An 18,574-nucleotide genomic window follows, 5' to 3' on the forward strand; every position below is an offset into this window, starting at 1 on the left:
TTGATATGAATATTTCAGACCCTAAAAACGCCATTCACAATATTACGCACTTTTTTACAAATAAACAAGTGCTAAATTTTTATAAATTCTAATCCTTTCTCCTTTCTATAACGTTTTATACTTATATTTGTTGAAAAGAATAACCAAGCTTTGACTATAACATAAAACAGGAAACGAATATGGAAAATGAGAATTTAACTAAAAGCAAGAAAGATAAGACGTTAATGATAATTATCGGGGTGTTGTCCGCAGTTTTAATTGTACTCTTCGTGTTCTTCCTCGTGGAGAAAAAGGAGAACAGGGAAAATATGATTGCTATTACGGCCGAGAAAGAGGAATTGCAGCAAGAATTGACCGATTTGAGCCACCACTACGATAACCTGAAAACAGACAACGACACGTTAAACGCCAAGCTCGTACACGAGCAAGAAAAGATTGCCACGTTGATGGATAAAATGAAAAAATTCCGAAATGATTCTTACGCTGAAATTAATCGTTACAAACGCGAGATCGGAACTTTAAAAACCGTTTTAAGAAGTTACGTGGTACAAATCGACTCGCTGAACCAACTGAATCAAAAGCTCCTTGCCGAAAACAAAGAGGTGAAGAAACAGATGGACTGGGTACGCGAACGCAATAAGACCTTAGAAAAGAAGACAGAAAAAATGGAAGAGACACTTGAAAAAGCCAACACGCTGGCCGTCGAAAACTTCCACATTTACCCGATCAACAAAAGAGACAAGGAAACCACGTTGAAAAAGTGTTTCCAATTAAAGGCAGACTTCACCATTTCCCGTAACATCACGGCAAAACGAGGTCCTAGAATGATCTACTTGCGGATTACTCGTCCGGATGGTGAAGTACTGGCTGCATCCAGCAAATCATTCTTTAAATTCCAGAATGCCTCCCTGACCTATTCTGCCAGAAGAGAGATCACGTACGAGGGAGAAAAATTGGATGTTGCCATCTATTGGCCGAATGACGGTAGTCTGACGAAAGGAGAATACGTGGCCGATCTGTTCTCGGATAATCAACAAATCGGTACACTTAAATTTATTTTAAAATAAAAAAATGAAACAAGTTACAAGAAAATCAGTAAACTAAATTAACCTAGAACTTGTAACTTGGAATTTGAAACTAAAATTAATAAACATGAAAACAGATATTGAAATTGCAAACTCGATCGAGATAAAACCGATTTACGAGATTGCAGATAAATTAGGCATAGACAGAGATTTATTGGAACCTTATGGAAGATATAAAGCCAAATTACCGTTAAGTTTGATTGATAAATCAAAGATAGACGGCAAAAAATTGGTACTTGTATCTGCCATATCACCAACTCCTGCCGGAGAGGGTAAAACAACAATCTCCATTGGTCTTACGGAAGGATTGAACCGGATAGGAAAACAAGCAACGGTCGTACTACGTGAACCCTCTCTTGGTCCGGTATTCGGTATCAAAGGCGGTGCCACCGGTGGTGGTTACTCTCAAGTCGTTCCAATGGAAGACATCAACCTGCACTTCACGGGTGATTTCGGTGCTATCGAAAAAGCTCATAACCTGCTATCTGCCCTTATCGACAATAACATTCAAAGTAAAACACATTCTTTGAATATTGATCCTCGTACAGTAACTTGGAAACGGGTGATGGACATGAATGACCGTTCCTTACGCCATATTATCGTAGGCTTGGGTGGTACGTCAGCCGGAATCCCGCGGGAAACCGGATTCGACATTACTGCGGCATCCGAGGTGATGGCCATTCTTTGCTTGTCGGATGATTTCGAGGATCTGAAAAACAGACTGGGTAACATCTTTATCGGTTACACCTTCGACAAGAAACCAATTTACGCCCGGGATCTACACGCACACGGTGCAATGGCGGCCTTATTAAAGGATGCAATCAAACCGAATTTGGTACAAACTTTGGAAGGCAACCCGGCCATCATACATGGTGGTCCCTTCGCGAATATCGCCCAAGGAACCAACTCGATCATCGCTACCCGCATGGGACTAACTCTCTCCGACTACGTGGTGACTGAGGCCGGATTCGGTTTTGACCTCGGTGCGGAGAAATTCTTCGACATCAAGTGTGTGAAAGCCGGTTTAAAACCCAGTGCTGTTGTCATGGTGGCCACCGTTCGGGCATTGAAATATCACGGGGGAGCCAAACTGGACCAATTGAAAGAACCGAACTTAGAAGCCTTGAAGAAAGGAGTGGCCAACTTGGAAAAACAGGTCGAGAATATGAAGAAATTCAATATCTGCCCTGTTGTTGCCATCAATAAATTCGTTACAGATACAGACGAGGAAATTACATTCCTTGCCGAGAAATGTAAAGAGCTTGACGTTCCCATGGAAGTTGCCGAGGTATGGGCAAAAGGCGGTGAAGGTGCGGAAAATCTGGCACGTCTGGTTGCCAAGGTGGCAGAACAATGTACTTGTAGCATGAAACCATTGTACGATTGGGAATGGAGTGTTGAAAAGAAGATTGAAACCATTGCCAAAGAATTGTACGGTGCAGCCGCTATTGACTACACAGCAGAGGCTAAATCCGACTTGAAGAAAGTGATGGACTTGGGCTTGGATAAACTCCCGGTTTGTATCGCCAAAACACAGAAATCATTGTCGGACAACCCGAAATTACTCGGCCGTCCGAAAGATTTCGTGGTAACGGTACGCCAGATCGAGATTGCATCCGGAGCCGGATTCATCATCCCGATCACGGGTAGCATCATGAGAATGCCCGGTTTACCGGATATTCCCGCTGCCGAAAAAATTGACATAGATAACAACGGTAAGATCACCGGATTGTTCTAAATAAATTTTAAAACTGACGTGTCAGGAAGGTTCCTCCTGACACGTCTCATTTTCGTTCTAAGCCATGGATACCATTGATATTGTCAAGTTCCCCCCGTATGCAAGTAACGAAACGCTACAAGTGTTAAGCTACCATCTAGACCGGGAGTGTAATCGTATCACCTTGAAGGAAGTAAACTGGCCGGATACTTACCCTTATCGCCCGGACATCCATTTCCGGATTGCTTATAACGAACAGCACATTTTCTTGAAATTTGACGTGCATGAAAATGAATTCCGAGCCACGGAAATCACGGATTGCGGACACGTGTGGGAAGATTCCTGCGTGGAACTTTTCATCCAATTGGAAGATGGGGACGGATACTACAATATTGAAATCAATGCGATCGGTACAATCTTATGCGCTTACGGTACGGGTAGAGAGAATCGCAGCCTAATGCCAATGCAAATAAGTACCACCATTCTCAGGGATTCTACCATAAAATTTAACAATGAGAATCAGGATGAAGCTTTTTATCAATGGTCACTGATTATCAGATTCCCTCACACGGCTTTTTTCAAACACACTTTTATTCCCACTTCCGGAGCCACGATCAGGGGAAATATTCATAAATGCGGGAACAAACTTCCCCACCCTCACTTTGTCACGTGGAACCCGATTCCAACGGAAAAACCGGATTTCCATCGACCGGAATTTTTCGGAACACTTATTTTTAAATAACTAACCATGAAAACAGGATTATTCATACTGATAGCTGGAATTTTCTGCGTGTTGCTGAATGACTCGCTCCTATTTTTACAGATCAGACGTTATTTCAAGCGGAAAATATGCTCGTATTTATTCTGGCTGCACTCCTTGTTTTTCGTGGCTTGTATCGTGTGGTATCACTTGTTTATCCCAACTCTAAAAGGTCCGGAAGCCTATTTCTGGGTAGAAAAATGCATCTCTATCATCTTGCTGTTCTATACTCCCAAGACTTTGTATATCATTGTAAATGCTTTCTCTATCTTATTGAGGAAGGCTAAATGCATTCCGGCTGCCAGAATCGTGAACAGACTGGCTCTAGGTATAGCTCTAGCCTCTTTTATTGTTATATTGAACGGGATCACGTGGTACAGGTACAACTACAAAATTGAGCGGGAGACCGTGTGTATCAAAACTCTACCCGACGCCTTCAATGATTTTCGCATCGTACAACTAACCGATTTACACTTGGGAAGTTACGGGGAACACTATCCCGGAATCACGAAACTCGTGGATGAAGTAAACCGGTTAAATCCCGACTTGATCGTGTTTACCGGAGACATGGTAAATAGTTTTGCCTCGGAAATGACCCCTTGGATCGAAACCTTAAAAAAATTAAAAGCCAAATACGGCAAATATGCCACGACCGGGAACCATGATTACGGTACTTACGTGAAGTGGCCCTCGAAAACAGACCAAGAGAATAACCTGAAACAGTTTTTCAAAAATATGAAACGGGCTGATTTCACGATGCTGAATAACACGAATGTCCCGCTCGTCATCGCAAAGGATACGCTTTATTTGGCCGGGGTTGAAAACTGGGGACTTCCCCCCTTCCCTTGTTTTGGCAAATTAGCTCAAGCCTTGGAAGGGACAGACGGTTATCCCGTCATTCTCCTTTCTCACGACCCGTCTCACTGGCGACACGAGGTACTAAATTATCCCGTGGACCTCATGCTGGCAGGTCACACGCACGCCATGCAACTGGGAATCACCATCGGCAGTTTCCGGTGGAGCCCGGCAGTGTACGTCTACCCGGAGTATAACGGACTGTATACAGCAAACGGCCAACAATTGTACGTTTCCCGGGGAGTTGGTTATCTGGGATTCGCTGGACGTATCGGCCAAAGACCGGAAATCACCTTAATCAAGCTAACCAACAATTGTAAATAATGAAATTTTCTCGGCAAAGATTATCAAATCCAACCCTTGCGACACCTCGCAACAACTGGTCCACATCGTTCTAGATGATCTGAAAGAATATACTGGGATGACTTTTGCCCCCTCTCCCCCTTGATTCATTTCTTGAAATCCCGATCGACTACCTGTAAATAAGCTTTCAATAACTCTCCATCTTGGGGATTCGTGTTAGGTCCTATCGGCTTTTTTGTTTTCAGATCATAGATGTATGCCCCGTTATTCGTCACCACTGCTGCAGCATTGGAATAAGCATAAAAAGCAAAAGGCACCGCCGTAGGATCAAGCAAATTCTTGCTATAATGGAATGCCGAGGCATCCATTCCCAACTGGGCAAACAATGTTGCCACCATATCGGTCTGAGATCCCAATGTATTGACCACGGAATCCTGCACGTTCATCGCTCCTCCCGTGAAGATCATCGGAATTCGATAAGCCTCCGGCAAATGAGGTTGTAAATTCCCCACGTGACGGGTTCCATGATCGGCTACCAGCACGAATAAGGTATTATCCCAAAGCCCCGATTTCTTACACTTTTCAAAGAATTCTCCCAGACATTGATCCGTGTACGCAATCGCATTCTTCAACTTGGAACCGCTATCGTCTCCCGGAATCTTTGTCTCCATAGGAACGATAAAGGGTTCGTGACTACTCATAGTAAACGCCATATACATGAACGGTACTTGGGCAATTCGCAAATCTTCGTAAAGACGATCAAGCATATACCCGTCATGTACCCCCCATTTGAAACGGTTCTCGATAGCCTCTCCCGAAAAATCATCCTCGGTAACTGTACCCTGAAAACTCATGGTCACGTAAGAACGGAATCCGCCAAAATTGAGATCCCCCGCATAATAAAAACGAGTAGAGTATCCTTCTGCCTCAAAATTCAGAGGGAAACGGGGTTGTTCATAAGTCTTGTTCGGGTATTTCAACATGGATGCATTCGGATAAGCGGGGAAACCACTGATCACCCCCAATATACCCCGGTCTGAACGATTTCCGGTTGCGTATATATTAGAGAAAAATATCCCTTCCTTGGCTATTGCTTGTAAATTCGGCATGGCGTCCCAAGCGTTTAACGTGAATGTTTCCAACAAGAGTACCACCACGTTAGGTTTATCGGTTTTCAATACCCTAGGATAATCTCCCGTTTCCACATACACGCTATCCACCAACTGTTGAGCCTTTTCTTCTGGCATAAAAGCATAATTTCCCTTTACCTTGTCAATATGCATTACCTCGTACAGGAAGTTCCATACCGGATTGACCGCAGCCTGATTCGCATACATATTTTTGTTATTGAAAAACACGAAACTCACGTTCATTGGGGCCACGTTGAAACCGCCTCTCACGGGAATAAACGCAACACCACCTAAAATAAGATATACGACACCATGCCATAATGCCTCTCGTCTGTCCGTACGAAGAGTCTTGGCCACCCAACGGCGGTAAATCGCGTAAAAAACAGCCACCATGACTGCATAGAGTAACAAGAGCAACAGAATCAACCCCGTCGGAGTTGAGGCCATCGCCTCTCCGGGTGTCTTCAAGTAAAACAAGGGAGTTGCATCCATGTGATACCCCCAATTTTTGAATAATTCCAGATCTCCCACGATAATCAGACTCGATACCACTAAAAGCAAAAGCGTCAGGCAGGAGAAAATACGTTTCAATATTTTTGCGGATAAAAAGACACCTATTGCCATCAGAACACAGGACAACAAAATCACGTATCCGCCAAACGAAAGATCCATGCGGAACCCTTTGGCAAAGATCATCATGTAATCATGTCCGGTAAGAGTGACCGTCTCCTTGTATTGATATATCAAGAACACCACCTTGGCCACCCATGAAAATACAATCCAAAAGAGATAGTATTTCAGCAAAAACAGTAATTTATCACGCATAGATTAATTTTAGATTTAAAATTTTAGATTAAACTCCTCCGTCAGCTTCGCTGCCACCTCCTCTATAAACAGAGGAGGAGCTGGTGACTCTTCCCAAAAATGAAGAGTAACTCAACTCTCCCTCTGTTTATAGAGGGAGTACCCCGAAGGGGGGAGGGAGTTTATTTTTCATATTCAATTCTCCATTTTCAATTATTAAAACGGTGCTTTACTACTATTCGCCGGATTCTCGAAACTCTTGCCTCCCTCTTGGAAATCGGAATCCAATTGTGGCATTTGTGGAGCCGCATCCTCGTTCATCCGGGAGCCGAAAGTAACCGTCTTTACGGTAGAACCTCCCGATGCAAACGGAGAAACTTCTTCCAAATCACAGAATTGTGCCAACTCGTTACGGAACCGCAACTGAATCTCCCCTACCGCACCGTTACGATGCTTGGCTATAATAATATCGGCAATCCCTTTCAAGCTGTTTCCCATACTATCCTCCATGATCCCGTAACGTTCCGGACGGTGAATGAAAAGCACCATATCGGCATCCTGCTCGATGGCCCCGGATTCACGCAAGTCAGACAACATCGGTTTCTTGGCATCACCCGTACGCTGCTCAACCCCACGATTCAACTGGGACAAGGCGATCACCGGTATATTTAATTCCTTGGCAATAATCTTCAACTGCCGCGAAATCATACTTACCTCCTGTTCCCGGTTTCCCCGCATATCCGCCCCGGCAGTCATCAACTGCAAATAGTCGATAATCAACACCTTGATTCCATATCTTTGTTGCAGACGGCGACACTTGGCCCTCAACTCGAATATAGAGAGGGCCGGGGTATCATCCACGTATATCGGGGCCTTGATCAAGGCTTTAATTTTCGAGTGTAACTGTTGCCACTCTTCCTCGCTTAACTTACCATTACGTATTTTCTCGGAACCCAACTCGGTCTCGCTAGCAATCAGACGGTTCACTAACTGCACCGAAGACATCTCCAAAGAGAATAATGCGATGGGCTGGTTATGGTTCACCGCCATATTCCGGGTCATGGACAACACGAATGCCGTTTTACCCATAGAGGGACGGGCGGCAATAATCACGAGATCGGAAGGCTGCCAACCGGAAGTCACTTCATCCAAAGCGTTGAACCCGGAAGGAACCCCACTCAATCCATCTGCACGTTTACCGGCAATCTCGATTCCCTTGATCGCTTCATCAATTAAAGCATTAATAGCCGTTGTCTCTTTCTTTATATTTCCCTCGGCAATCTCGAACACCTGCTTTTGGGCCATATCCACCAAGTCGGCCACGTCTGTTGCCTCGTCGTATGCCTTGTTCTGAATGTCGGTACAAACCCGAATCAATTCCCGCTGAATATATTTCTGCACCACAATACGGGCGTGGAACTCGATATGAGCCGCGGATGCCACCTTCGAAGTCAGTTGAGCCAGATAGTAATATCCCCCGATCTCTTCCAGTTCCCCCAAACGTTTCATCTCCTCGCTCACGGTAAGAATATCCACCGGTTCGTTATTCAAGGAAAGGTTTTGAATTCCCCTGTATATCTTTTGATGTGCCTCCTTATAAAAACATTCCGGTTTCAAGAAGTCACTCACGGTAATAAACGCATCCTTCTCCAACATCAGAGATCCCAAGATAGCCTCCTCCAGATCCACGGCCTGCGGTGGCATTTTCCCGTATTCGGTTTGTAATGACTTGTAATTATACTCCGGTTTCTTCGCCATATTAAATCACTTTTAACTCTTTCAATTTCCAGAAACAACGAACAGTTGCCCGCACGTCCGCCAAAGCATCATGGGCATTCTCGAATCCCTCCCCGAACAGAACCTGGTGTAACTCGGATAATTTCGGAGATTTGAATCCCTGTTTTCCACCCGGCAATTTACAATAATTCGTGGACATTTTCATCGTACAGTATTTCGGTTTCAGAAATAAAGAAGTCATCATCCGTTTCCGCTCGAATTCAGCCCCCACAATACATTCGTCAAAACTGATATTATGCCCGATCAATGCATAGGCCACATCTATCTTATCCGAAAACAGCTCCAAGGTGGATAACAAATCTTGCCCTTCCTCTTGGGCTTTTATCGTGGTAATCCCGTGTACACGGGATGCCTCCACCGGAATAGAAAACCCTTCCGGTTTAATAATATCGCTACGTTCCTCGATAATATTCCCCTTATCGTCACACATAATCCACGCAAGCTGCACCAACCGGGGCCAATTATCAACGTCCGTCACGGGAGCATTCCAACGCTGCGGAAGTCCCGTCGTTTCCGTGTCAAAAAATAAAAACATCTTTACTATATTTACGATTTATGACTTACGATTTATGATTTTCTTTACCACGCCTACACCTGAAATCATAAATCGTAAATCCGAAATTATTTCGTTTCGCCGTTTTCAAAACTCTTGTTATACTGGTGCATCGCCCGATAACTCATACCCATGCTGGAGAACCCACCATCGTGGAACAAATTCTGCATGGTCACTTTACGGGTCAAGTCAGAGAACAAGGTAATACAATAATTCGCACACTCGTCGGCAGAGGCATTTCCCAACGGGGACATCCGTTCTGCAAAATCAATCAGAGAGTCAAAACCTTTAATACCGCTACCAGCCGTGGTTACCGTCGGGGATTGTGAAATCGTGTTGACACGAACCCGCTTTTCCCGTCCGTAAATATACCCGAAACTACGGGCAATAGACTCCAACATCGCTTTGGCATCCGCCATATCATTATATTCAAACATGGTACGCTGTGCAGCCACGTATGAAAGCGCCACAACAGACCCCCATTCATTAATCGCATCCAATTTCTTCGCCGTCTGGAGAACCTTATGGAAAGAAATAGCCGAAATATCCAATGTTTTTTGTAAAAAATCGTAATCCAGATTATCGTAAGGACGTTTTTTTCTCACGTTCAACGACATGGCTACCGAGTGTAATATAAAATCAATCTTTCCTCCCAACAATTCCATCGCCCCTTTAAATAAACGCTCCAAATCTTCCTCACTAGTTGCATCTGCAGGAATCAATGGAACATTATTCTTCTCCGCGAAATCCTTGATCTGTCCCATCCGGATAGATAATTCAGTGTTCGTCAACACGATCTCGGCCCCCTCTTCCAAACATTTCTCCGCCACTTTCCACGCGATGGACATCTCATTCAACGCACCGAATATTATCCCTTTTTTTCCTTTCAATAAATTGTAACTCATAAAACTGTATTAAATTAAAAAATTCTTTCTACTATTAAAATTGACCGAGTAGCAACCGGGCATTCTCCAACGCCGCATCACTGACAACACTCCCGCTGATCATTCCGGCTATTTCCGCCACCCGCTCTTCATCTGTTAAACGACGGATACGGGAAATTGTTCCCACCTGATCGTCTTCTTTATATACCTTAAAGTGGTGATCTCCCGCCGCGGCAATCTGGGGCAGATGGGAAATACTGATCACCTGCATCCGGCGAGCCATCTCTTTCATCATCTCGGCCATCCGGTGAGCGATTTCCCCGGAAACCCCCGTGTCAATCTCGTCAAAGATAATGACCGGCAACTGTTTCGTGCGGGACAGGATGTACTTCAGCGACAACATCAACCGCGAGATTTCACCCCCGGACGCCACTTTTACCAGTTCTCCCGGCTCCTGATTCTTGTTCGCCGAAAACAAGAAACTCACGTCATCTTTTCCCGTCGTCGTAAAATGATCCAACGGGGTGATCATAACCTTAAACACGGCATGTTTAATCCCCATGCTCACCAGCAATCCCCGCATCTCTTCTCTCAATTTCTCCTCCGATGCCACACGGGCTTTATGTAGCTTACCCGCCAACGAATCCATTTCCGTCTCCACGGACTTGATTTGTTTTTCCAATATTTCGATCTGTTCCGCAAAGGATTGTATTCCTTTCAACTTCTTCCCTAACTCCTCTTTTAAAGCGATCAGTTCCTCGACTTTTTCCAACCGATGCTTGTGTAGCAAATCATACATCACGTTCAATCGCTCGTTGATCACGTCGACTCTTGCCGGGTTGTATTCCACCCGTTCCGCCATTCGTTCCGATTCATCGGCAATATCTTCCAGTTCGAGAATCACCGAGCTCAGACGCTGCTCGTAGTCGGCAGCCTCTTTCACGATCCCCTCCAATGTCGCCATCCGATTCTTCACCCCTTTCAAGGCCTGAATAACGGGATTATCCGATTCCGTTAATACATACGTCGATTCAGAAAAGGCAGATTTAATATTCTCCGCATTATTCAACACGGCCAGTTCTTCCTCCAACTCCTGCTGTTCTCCTTCTCGCAGACGGGCTTCATCCAACTGGTTAAACTGGAATTTCAAATAATCTTCCTCTTGCTCGGCCTCTTTTGCTCGCTGTTTTAGTGAAGTCAATTCTGACAACAATCCCTGTCGGTGGGTATATTTTACCCGGTAATCTTTCAACAACACTTGATTACCGCAAAAAGCATCCAGTATTTCCAATTGATATTCCGGTTGCCCGATAAGTAAGGACTGATGCTGCGAATGCACGTCGATCAAGAAACTCCCGAACTCTTTCAATAATTTGTTATTTACGGGAGTATCATTAATAAACGCCCTCGATTTACCGTCTGCCGTCAATTCTCGTCTCACGACCACCTCGTCATCATAATCCAAGTCATTATCAGCAAACCATTGCTGTAAATCGTACCCCACGACATCATACGTGATCTCGACCACGCATTTTCTGTTCTTATCCATAATGGCTGCAACATCAGCCCGCTGTCCCAACGTCAGCCCGATCGCACCCAACAAAATGGATTTTCCCGCACCTGTTTCCCCGGTAATAATCGTAAATCCCTTCTCTAGCTCGATATTCGTTTTATCGATCAAAGCGTAATTTCCTATATGGATGTTCTTTATCATTCCTACAACCTTTATTGCATAAATCATGCGAAAGTACTAATAATTTTCCATTTTCAATTTTCCGTTTTCAATTTAATTAGTACTTTTGCGCACCGGTTTAAACATATAGTTCTTTATAAAATGACAAGTAGAAGATTAATTAGAATTAAAGTTTTACAGCTTTTATATTCTTACACGAAGAAAGAGGGAGTGACAATTACGGAAGTGGAAAGAGATTTGTTCAAAAGTATAACCAAAAGTACGGATTTATACTACCACGTTTTCCTCTTAATCACTGAAATCCAACGTCGTGCATTTTTAAAAATAGATGCTGCCCGTAATCGGAAACTTGCATCACAAAGAGAGTTAAACCCGAACACCCGCTTTATTGACAACCCGGTAATCAATCAAATTGCCAATAACCGAAAATTCAAGACCTATGTTTCCACGAATCTGGTTTCTTTGAACGAGTGTCAAGACGTGGTCGCCTTGCTGCATGACCGCATGATGGAAATGGATTTTTTCAAGCTTTACATGTCCAAACCCAACGTGACTTACGAGGATCACAAGAAACTCGTGCTTGACATGATCTCGGAATTAATCGCGGAAGATGAAGATTTCGACCAAGCCATGGAAGAAAAGAATATTTTCTGGAATGACGATTTCGAACTCGTGTTGAGCATCGTGTACAAAACGGTGAAGAATATGAAAGAAAGCTATTCAGAAGACACCGTTTTCTTTATCTCCTTATATAACGAGGAAGAAGACTTGAGTTTTGCGAAAACCCTGTTCCGGAAGTCCATTCTCGACATGAAGGAAAACTTGGAATTAGTGGATCAGTTCACTACCAACTGGGAACTCGACCGTATTTCCGACATGGATAAACTCATCATGGATGCGGCAATCTGCGAGCTGAAATATTTCCCCTCTATCCCCGTGAAGGTGACTCTGGACGAGTATATCGAGATCTCCAAGAACTATTGTTCCCCGAAAAGTAGCGGGTTTATTAATGGTGTTCTCGACAAAACCGTGGCTCTTCTGAAAGAAAAGAATGAAATCAGAAAAGTCGGTCGAGGTTTGATGGAGTAATACTACCCCCTCCAGCTCCCCCTTACACAGGGGGAGAGCTGATTACCGGGCGATTTTCCTCCCGTGTAACGAGGGTTAGAGGCCGTAGCCATTTCACAAATTCAACTTTTGGGTTACTCCTTTTCTGTTCATGAATTTCGTTTGAATCTATCCCAGAATGTTTTCCGTTTTTCTGTCTTTGGTGTTTTCAAGCGATTCATTTCCTTTCTTTCCTGAGAACGTCGAAATGCCGTCTTGATACGCCATTCCACTTCTTGCGAGTTACGAGTTCCTTTATCAATACACTCATCAACCCCCTCATTCAAAAGGCTGTAATCCGGCAGGCTGCTATACATCACGATGGCAATATCATCTCCCGCTTCCCTAACAAGACGCATCACTTCTTCCCCTTGCATTTTCGGCATATCTCCATCTAGAAGTAATAAATCATAACGACCTTTTTGATATTCGTCCCAAGCTTTCTGTCCATCCTCAACCGAGGATACGTTAAATCCACACTCTTTTAAACGCCTAATTTCAAATTTCCGTGTAAACTCATCATCTTCCGCATACAAAATCTTAATTTTCATATCTCACGTATTTAGTTATTCTTTCAACAAAGGAAAGTTTTATTTTTCTAATATAAAGAATTCAAATATGATAAAATTATGAGAATTTTTAGAAAATAGAAATCCGGACACCCCGACCTATTTCAACATTGTCTCACCGTAGTCTCACGCCTAGCATCATTAAATATCGGGTACAAATCAACTGGAAGTTACCGTCCCCGCCTCGGTAAGTTATCGTTAACTTATCGAATACTTATCGAATAGTTACGCACGCAACACTAGTGAGAGTATACTGAAAACCAAAAGAATAACTAACGAAATAGGACCCATTCACACTTACCACACAAAACATTAATTAACAGATCACCTATTTTATCCCAATAAATAAAGGGTGACAAAAGCCACCCTTTACATTCTAAACTAAACTAACCAAACTTTTGTATCACTACAATAGTCAACTCATACGCTATATTAGCTTTGTAAATATAGAATATAAATATTTAAAAAACAAGTTTTTTTTAATATTTACTTGAAAAATCTTTAGCCTGATAATTCTCGATATACTCCACAGCCTCTTCCACCGTACTTACGACGACATACAACCCATCATAGGCCTTCGACACGAATCCTTCCTTACGAATATTATTGATAAAAAGGAAAAAATACTCGTAAAAATCGTTCGTATTAAGGAAAATAATTGGTTTATTATGTATTCCAAGCTGTTTCAAGGTAATCACTTCCGTGATCTCTTCCAGCGTTCCCCATCCCCCGGGTAAAGCGATAAAAGCATCTGCTTTTTCACGCATCATGCTCTTTCGTTCTTTCATGTCGGGAGCCACGATTAATTCGGAAATACCTTCTGCCGAAACACCCCGGTCCACGATGCATTGCGGAATGATCCCGGTCACCTCTCCCCCACCATTCTTCACGGCGTCGGACACCTCACGCATCAACCCGCAATTTGTTCCGCCATACAGCAACCCCCATCCCCGTGTCACGATCTCTTTCCCCAAATCAGCCGCGGCCTTAAAATACACGTTATCGACACTCTCTGACGATGCACAAAACACACAAATTTTCATAGATTAAAAGTTACAGGTTGCAAGTTATTCATTTCATAAAACAAGTTGCAGATTAATAGTACAAACCTGTAACCCATTAACCTGCAACTTGGAACTACATTGACGCTTAAGCGTCAATGTTAGCGTATGTAGCGTTCTGCTCGATAAACTGTCTACGAGGCGGCACATCGTCCCCCATAAGCATGGAGAAAATACGGTCTGCCTCGGCAGCATTCTCGATCGTCACCTGACGCAACGTTCTGCCATCGGGAGACATCGTCGTGTCCCACAACTGTTCTGCAGTCATTTCACCAAGACCTTTGTAACGCTGGATATGCAAACTGCTCTCTTTACCCGCTCCCATTTCCTGAATCAATTGCAAACGCTGTTCTTCCGTCCAGCAATAGCGTTGATCCTTTCCTTTCTTCACGGAGTAAAGAGGCGGGGTTGCGATATACAAGTAACCGTTTTCAATTACCGATCTCATGTAACGGAAAAATAACGTCATGATCAACGTGGCAATGTGCGCCCCGTCAACGTCGGCATCGGCCATAATCACGATCTTGTGGTAACGTATTTTTTCCAAATTAACCGCTTTACTGTCTTCCGCCGTACCAATCGTGATACCCAAAGCTTGGAAGATCATCTTGATCTCCTCACTTTCCCACACGCGATGAGCCAACGCTTTCTCCACGTTCAGGATTTTACCTCTCAATGGAAGGATCGCCTGGAATTTACGGTCACGCCCTTGTTTAGCCGTACCCCCTGCCGAGTCTCCCTCGACAAGGAATATCTCGCAGTTCTCCGGGTTATTATCCGAACAATCCGCCAATTTACCGGGCAAACCGGAACCGGAAAGCACCGTCTTCCGTTGCACAAGTTCACGGGCTTTACGGGCCGCGTGACGAGCTTGTGCGGCAAGGATTACCTTGTCCACGATAGCACGGGCATCTTTCGGATGTTCCTCCAGATAATTTGCTAATGCGACACTTACTGCTTGAGCCACGGCCGACCCGACCTCAGTATTACCTAACTTGGTCTTGGTCTGTCCCTCGAATTGAGGTTCTGCCACCTTCACGGAAATAATAGCTGTCAGACCTTCACGGAAATCCTCCCCGCTAATATCAAACTTCAACTTGCTTAACATCCCGGAATTATCTGCATACGTCTTCAAGGTTTGCATCACTCCCCGACGGAATCCGGCAAGGTGTGTTCCCCCCTCTATCGTGTTGATATTATTCACGTAAGAGTAAACATTTTCCTTGAACTCCGTGTTGTAATGCATGGCCACCTCGATCGGAATTCCATTCTTTTCGGTCGTGATATGAATGGTTTCGTCAATCAATTTCTCCCGGGTTTCATCCAAGTATTCCACGAATTCACTCAATCCTTTTTCCGAGTAGAAAACTTCTGACTTAAACTCGTTCGTGTCCGGATCAATCGTCCGTTTATCAGTTAACGACAAACGGATCCCCCGGTTCAGGTAAGCCAACTCCCGCAAACGGGCAGCTAAAATATCATATTTATATTCTGTTACATAAAATATAGAATCATCCGGCTTGAAATAGATCGTCGTACCCGTCCGATCCGTCTCGCCAATCACTTGCACATCTGCTAACGGGAATCCTTTACTGTACTCTTGGCGCCAGATTTTACCTTCACGATAAATGGTTGCGACCAATTTCGTGGAAAGTGCGTTCACACAGGATACACCCACCCCGTGAAGTCCCCCGGAAACCTTGTAAGAACCTTTATCAAATTTACCACCGGCATGCAGAATCGTCATCACGACTTCCAGTGCCGAGCGATTCTCTTTCTGGTTCATTCCCGTCGGAATTCCACGTCCATCGTCAGACACGCTGATCGAGTTATCCTCGTTAATCGTTACATCGATATTTTTACAATAGCCAGCCAACGCCTCGTCAATCGAGTTATCGACCACCTCGTACACCAAATGATGCAATCCTTTCGTATTAACATCTCCAATATACATGGACGGACGCATACGAACGGCCTCCAACCCCTCCAACACTTGAATACTATCAGCCGAATACTCGTTATTCGTTTGCTCTATTTCTTCACTCATGTTCTGCTCTAATTCTTCACTCATATGATATATTTAATTGTTTTTTCTTATTTCTTATATTCGCTAAACTGTTCATTCACAGCCGGAATTTCATTCCGACACAAAACATACAAATATACGAAAAATTCATGTAACTTTAGCGAAATCAAGCGAGATTATACAAGATTATCTTTGAAACAATTTCCACTGGAGAACTTCTCCTTTCACGAAAAGAGACTCCTTTCGGAAGGCAACTTTCTGTTCGCTATTCATTTTCTGCACGGAAGAGATCAGCCAGCCGGAATTGTACTCGGCCCGGTTGAAAAATTCGATCGTGAACATATAATTTTTCACCTGCAAACAATAGTACTTTATAGATTCGATTTTTTGTAGTTCTGCCGTCCCGCTGTACGTCAACCAAGAGAAAAGAGTCAGGTAATCCGGCTGAATCCCCTTTGCCCAATAGGTCACCAACGAAGTGTCTGCTACCATATTACTTGAAAGTTCCATGAAGTTCAATTCATTATTAGCCGGGCCGATAAAGAAAAGAGAATCTACTTTCGGCGTGAAAGCCTTCTCGTTAAAAGGGCTACATCCCACGATAACCCATCGGCTATCGCCCTGTTCCCCTTGTTGAACTTTTAATGTCAAATTCACGCGTTCTTCCTTTCCCTTTATCTTGATTTTACAGGTAAGCACGGCATACCAATCCGGATCATAAAAAGATAACAGGGTGGAATCCTTCACAACCTGTTTCACGAATTCCTTTACAACCGGACTTTCTACCAATTTCTCGTTTCGTTGATTTACTAGGAATTGAATCATCATTTCCCGATCCTTCATTACCGTAGCCATCTTTTCCAACAAAACGGAATCTAAATTCTCCTGCTGAAACGCATGTACCGTGTATTTCCCGTTAAAACGCTGGAAAAACTCGTCCAACATTTTAACACGCATCGTCAACACGTTATTTATCGCCCTGTCATCGTCAAGACCTTGAGCTGCCAGAGTAACGCTCTGTAAACCGCAAATAACGAGAAGGATATATTTATATAAATTCAGTATTTTCAAGGTATTATATATTATTGTCCGTGATCGAAATATCCCCCAGTTTTACTTCGTAATACGTGCCTTCCGGCTTTTGAATTGGAACAAGTATGATCTGTATGTTCTTTTGCACGACATCGGAATAGGGACGATCACCTTCTCCCATAAACTTTTGGCTCATGGAAACCACAGCCTCGTACTTCCCATCCGGACGTTTCTTGAAATTAGAAATGAAAAAAACATCATAAAAACGGATCGTCACTTTATCGTACACTTTCTCGGACAAGAAAGCAAGTTTCACCAAATACTGACGAACTTTTAGTTTCCGGGGCTTGGGCCGGGATGTTGAATTTACCTCTACGATACGGTTTTCATCTGAAAATAGACGTACGGCATTTTCGACTGCCGCGTTCTTGGCTGTTTTAGAAGTATTCTGATCGTTCTTCACCAAGACTTCCAGATAATTCTGTAATGACTGTATCTTGTTTATGGCCTGCTTTTTAAATTCCTCACCACTAATCTCGTTCGATGGGAATAACTTATTCCTGAAAGTCTGGGCAGAAGTACTCAAAACGGCCAGCGTACAGACGCACGTGAATAGTAAAACTCTCTTTATCATAGTCATATCATTTTGTTACCACTAATTCGGTTATTTTCTTCGCATCATTCTTGGTCACGGAAATGACCTGATATACTTCCCCCGTTAACCATAAATGATTCAAAAACTCCTTGGGAGTAGAACGCTGACCGATAAACCGGTCCTCCACGCAGACGGAATCAGGTGCGGCAAAGTCACTTAAAACCGTGTTCAACTGGGCGGGTGGTTGCGATAAATCTACATGTCCGGCAGACACCTCGCCTAAGTTTTTCTGGATAAGCTCTATGATCTGGTCATTATTGGCAACGGGAGTTTCCGGGGTATTAACAGGATAGAAATACCACACAGCAAAAGCCACCGCCAACAGAACAACGACTAAGGTAGATATTCCGGCTATTTTTGCCACGTTAGCCCCTTGTTTCTTCCCACAATAGATGCAATATTTATATCCCGGATTCAACCAATTATGACAAGCCTTGCACGAGTGGGCTCCATTCAACACCAAACCACATTCCACGCAATATAACGCATCAGAATCATTATCATGACCACATCGAGAACATTTCATAACACTACACATTTATC

At 43.7% G+C, this 18,574-nt stretch carries 16 protein-coding genes; 5 read left to right on the forward strand and 11 right to left on the reverse strand.

Annotation, left to right across the window (positions count from 1 at the left end; genetic code table 11):
- Window positions 1-179: 179 nt before the first annotated feature.
- From R8806_RS04200 to R8806_RS04215, 4 genes are all read left to right on the forward strand, one after another.
- Window positions 180-1,067 (forward strand): coiled-coil domain-containing protein, encoded by an 888-nt coding sequence (locus R8806_RS04200; protein WP_087420290.1) that lies wholly within the window; start codon window positions 180-182, stop codon window positions 1,065-1,067.
- A gap of 85 nt (window positions 1,068-1,152) precedes the next feature.
- A complete protein-coding gene (locus tag R8806_RS04205; protein ID WP_124317870.1) occupies window positions 1,153-2,823 on the forward strand; it encodes a formate--tetrahydrofolate ligase in 1,671 nt (556 codons plus the stop codon).
- A gap of 64 nt (window positions 2,824-2,887) precedes the next feature.
- Window positions 2,888-3,544: a carbohydrate-binding family 9-like protein gene (locus R8806_RS04210; RefSeq protein ID WP_124317871.1), complete on the forward strand. Its 657-nt coding sequence runs from the start codon at window positions 2,888-2,890 to the stop codon at window positions 3,542-3,544.
- A gap of 6 nt (window positions 3,545-3,550) precedes the next feature.
- Window positions 3,551-4,741, forward strand: a complete 1,191-nt coding sequence (locus R8806_RS04215; protein WP_124317872.1) for a metallophosphoesterase — start codon at window positions 3,551-3,553, stop codon at window positions 4,739-4,741.
- Between the two features lie 125 nt (window positions 4,742-4,866).
- Here R8806_RS04215 and R8806_RS04220 read toward each other — a convergent pair whose 3' ends face one another.
- From R8806_RS04220 to recN, 5 genes are all read right to left on the reverse strand, one after another.
- On the reverse strand, window positions 4,867-6,675 hold the full coding sequence (locus tag R8806_RS04220; protein WP_124317873.1) for an LTA synthase family protein: 1,809 nt from the start codon (window positions 6,673-6,675) through the stop codon (window positions 4,867-4,869).
- Window positions 6,676-6,870: 195 nt separating this feature from the next.
- A complete protein-coding gene (gene dnaB, locus R8806_RS04225; protein WP_027200254.1) occupies window positions 6,871-8,412 on the reverse strand; it encodes a replicative DNA helicase in 1,542 nt (513 codons plus the stop codon).
- Window position 8,413: 1 nt separating this feature from the next.
- On the reverse strand, window positions 8,414-8,986 hold the full coding sequence (locus tag R8806_RS04230) for a 3'-5' exonuclease (protein WP_087420296.1): 573 nt from the start codon (window positions 8,984-8,986) through the stop codon (window positions 8,414-8,416).
- Between the two features lie 86 nt (window positions 8,987-9,072).
- On the reverse strand, window positions 9,073-9,909 hold the full coding sequence (locus R8806_RS04235) for an enoyl-ACP reductase FabI (RefSeq protein WP_124318231.1): 837 nt from the start codon (window positions 9,907-9,909) through the stop codon (window positions 9,073-9,075).
- 34 nt (window positions 9,910-9,943) lie between these two features.
- Window positions 9,944-11,602: a DNA repair protein RecN gene (recN, locus tag R8806_RS04240; RefSeq protein ID WP_124318394.1), complete on the reverse strand. Its 1,659-nt coding sequence runs from the start codon at window positions 11,600-11,602 to the stop codon at window positions 9,944-9,946.
- 120 nt (window positions 11,603-11,722) lie between these two features.
- Between recN and R8806_RS04245 the strand changes: the two genes are divergently transcribed.
- The gene (locus tag R8806_RS04245) at window positions 11,723-12,670 is read left to right on the forward strand and encodes a transcription antitermination protein NusB (RefSeq protein ID WP_164720075.1); all 948 of its coding nucleotides are present in this window, start codon (window positions 11,723-11,725) and stop codon (window positions 12,668-12,670) included.
- A gap of 128 nt (window positions 12,671-12,798) precedes the next feature.
- Here R8806_RS04245 and R8806_RS04250 read toward each other — a convergent pair whose 3' ends face one another.
- From R8806_RS04250 to R8806_RS04275, 6 genes are all read right to left on the reverse strand, one after another.
- Window positions 12,799-13,239 carry a response regulator gene (locus R8806_RS04250; RefSeq protein WP_124318342.1) on the reverse strand — a complete coding sequence of 147 codons (441 nt, stop codon included), beginning with the start codon at window positions 13,237-13,239 and terminating at the stop codon, window positions 12,799-12,801.
- Between the two features lie 497 nt (window positions 13,240-13,736).
- The gene (locus R8806_RS04255; RefSeq protein WP_151411556.1) at window positions 13,737-14,300 is read right to left on the reverse strand and encodes an LOG family protein; all 564 of its coding nucleotides are present in this window, start codon (window positions 14,298-14,300) and stop codon (window positions 13,737-13,739) included.
- Between the two features lie 106 nt (window positions 14,301-14,406).
- Window positions 14,407-16,365 (reverse strand): DNA topoisomerase (ATP-hydrolyzing) subunit B, encoded by a 1,959-nt coding sequence (gyrB, locus tag R8806_RS04260; protein WP_124316993.1) that lies wholly within the window; start codon window positions 16,363-16,365, stop codon window positions 14,407-14,409.
- A 165-nt stretch (window positions 16,366-16,530) separates the two neighbouring features.
- On the reverse strand, window positions 16,531-17,415 hold the full coding sequence (locus R8806_RS04265) for a hypothetical protein (RefSeq protein ID WP_124316987.1): 885 nt from the start codon (window positions 17,413-17,415) through the stop codon (window positions 16,531-16,533).
- Between the two features lie 4 nt (window positions 17,416-17,419).
- Window positions 17,420-18,010, reverse strand: coding sequence for a hypothetical protein (locus R8806_RS04270; protein WP_124316988.1), 591 nt, complete (start codon window positions 18,008-18,010; stop codon window positions 17,420-17,422).
- Between the two features lie 7 nt (window positions 18,011-18,017).
- Entirely contained in the window at window positions 18,018-18,557 is a 540-nt protein-coding gene (locus R8806_RS04275) for a zinc ribbon domain-containing protein (protein ID WP_164719670.1), read from the reverse strand.
- Window positions 18,558-18,574: the final 17 nt, after the last annotated feature.

Origin of the sequence: Butyricimonas faecihominis, from assembly GCF_033096445.1 — a bacterium.
Lineage (GTDB): Bacteria > Bacteroidota > Bacteroidia > Bacteroidales > Marinifilaceae > Butyricimonas > Butyricimonas faecihominis.

Bases quoted from the DNA above. Each gene is read 5' to 3' on its own strand.
- R8806_RS04230 (WP_087420296.1), bottom strand. From the start codon at position 8,986: ATGTTTTTATTTTTTGACACGGAAACGACGGGACTTCCGCAGCGTTGG.
- R8806_RS04210 (WP_124317871.1), top strand. From the start codon at position 2,888: ATGGATACCATTGATATTGTCAAGTTCCCCCCGTATGCAAGTAACGAA.
- R8806_RS04275 (WP_164719670.1), bottom strand. From the start codon at position 18,557: ATGAAATGTTCTCGATGTGGTCATGATAATGATTCTGATGCGTTATAT.
- R8806_RS04200 (WP_087420290.1), top strand. From the start codon at position 180: ATGGAAAATGAGAATTTAACTAAAAGCAAGAAAGATAAGACGTTAATG.
- recN (WP_124318394.1), bottom strand. From the start codon at position 11,602: ATGATAAAGAACATCCATATAGGAAATTACGCTTTGATCGATAAAACG.
- R8806_RS04270 (WP_124316988.1), bottom strand. From the start codon at position 18,010: ATGATAAAGAGAGTTTTACTATTCACGTGCGTCTGTACGCTGGCCGTT.
- R8806_RS04255 (WP_151411556.1), bottom strand. From the start codon at position 14,300: ATGAAAATTTGTGTGTTTTGTGCATCGTCAGAGAGTGTCGATAACGTG.
- R8806_RS04235 (WP_124318231.1), bottom strand. From the start codon at position 9,909: ATGAGTTACAATTTATTGAAAGGAAAAAAAGGGATAATATTCGGTGCG.
- R8806_RS04215 (WP_124317872.1), top strand. From the start codon at position 3,551: ATGAAAACAGGATTATTCATACTGATAGCTGGAATTTTCTGCGTGTTG.
- R8806_RS04250 (WP_124318342.1), bottom strand. From the start codon at position 13,239: ATGAAAATTAAGATTTTGTATGCGGAAGATGATGAGTTTACACGGAAA.
- R8806_RS04205 (WP_124317870.1), top strand. From the start codon at position 1,153: ATGAAAACAGATATTGAAATTGCAAACTCGATCGAGATAAAACCGATT.
- R8806_RS04220 (WP_124317873.1), bottom strand. From the start codon at position 6,675: ATGCGTGATAAATTACTGTTTTTGCTGAAATACTATCTCTTTTGGATT.
- dnaB (WP_027200254.1), bottom strand. From the start codon at position 8,412: ATGGCGAAGAAACCGGAGTATAATTACAAGTCATTACAAACCGAATAC.
- R8806_RS04245 (WP_164720075.1), top strand. From the start codon at position 11,723: ATGACAAGTAGAAGATTAATTAGAATTAAAGTTTTACAGCTTTTATAT.
- gyrB (WP_124316993.1), bottom strand. From the start codon at position 16,365: ATGAGTGAAGAAATAGAGCAAACGAATAACGAGTATTCGGCTGATAGT.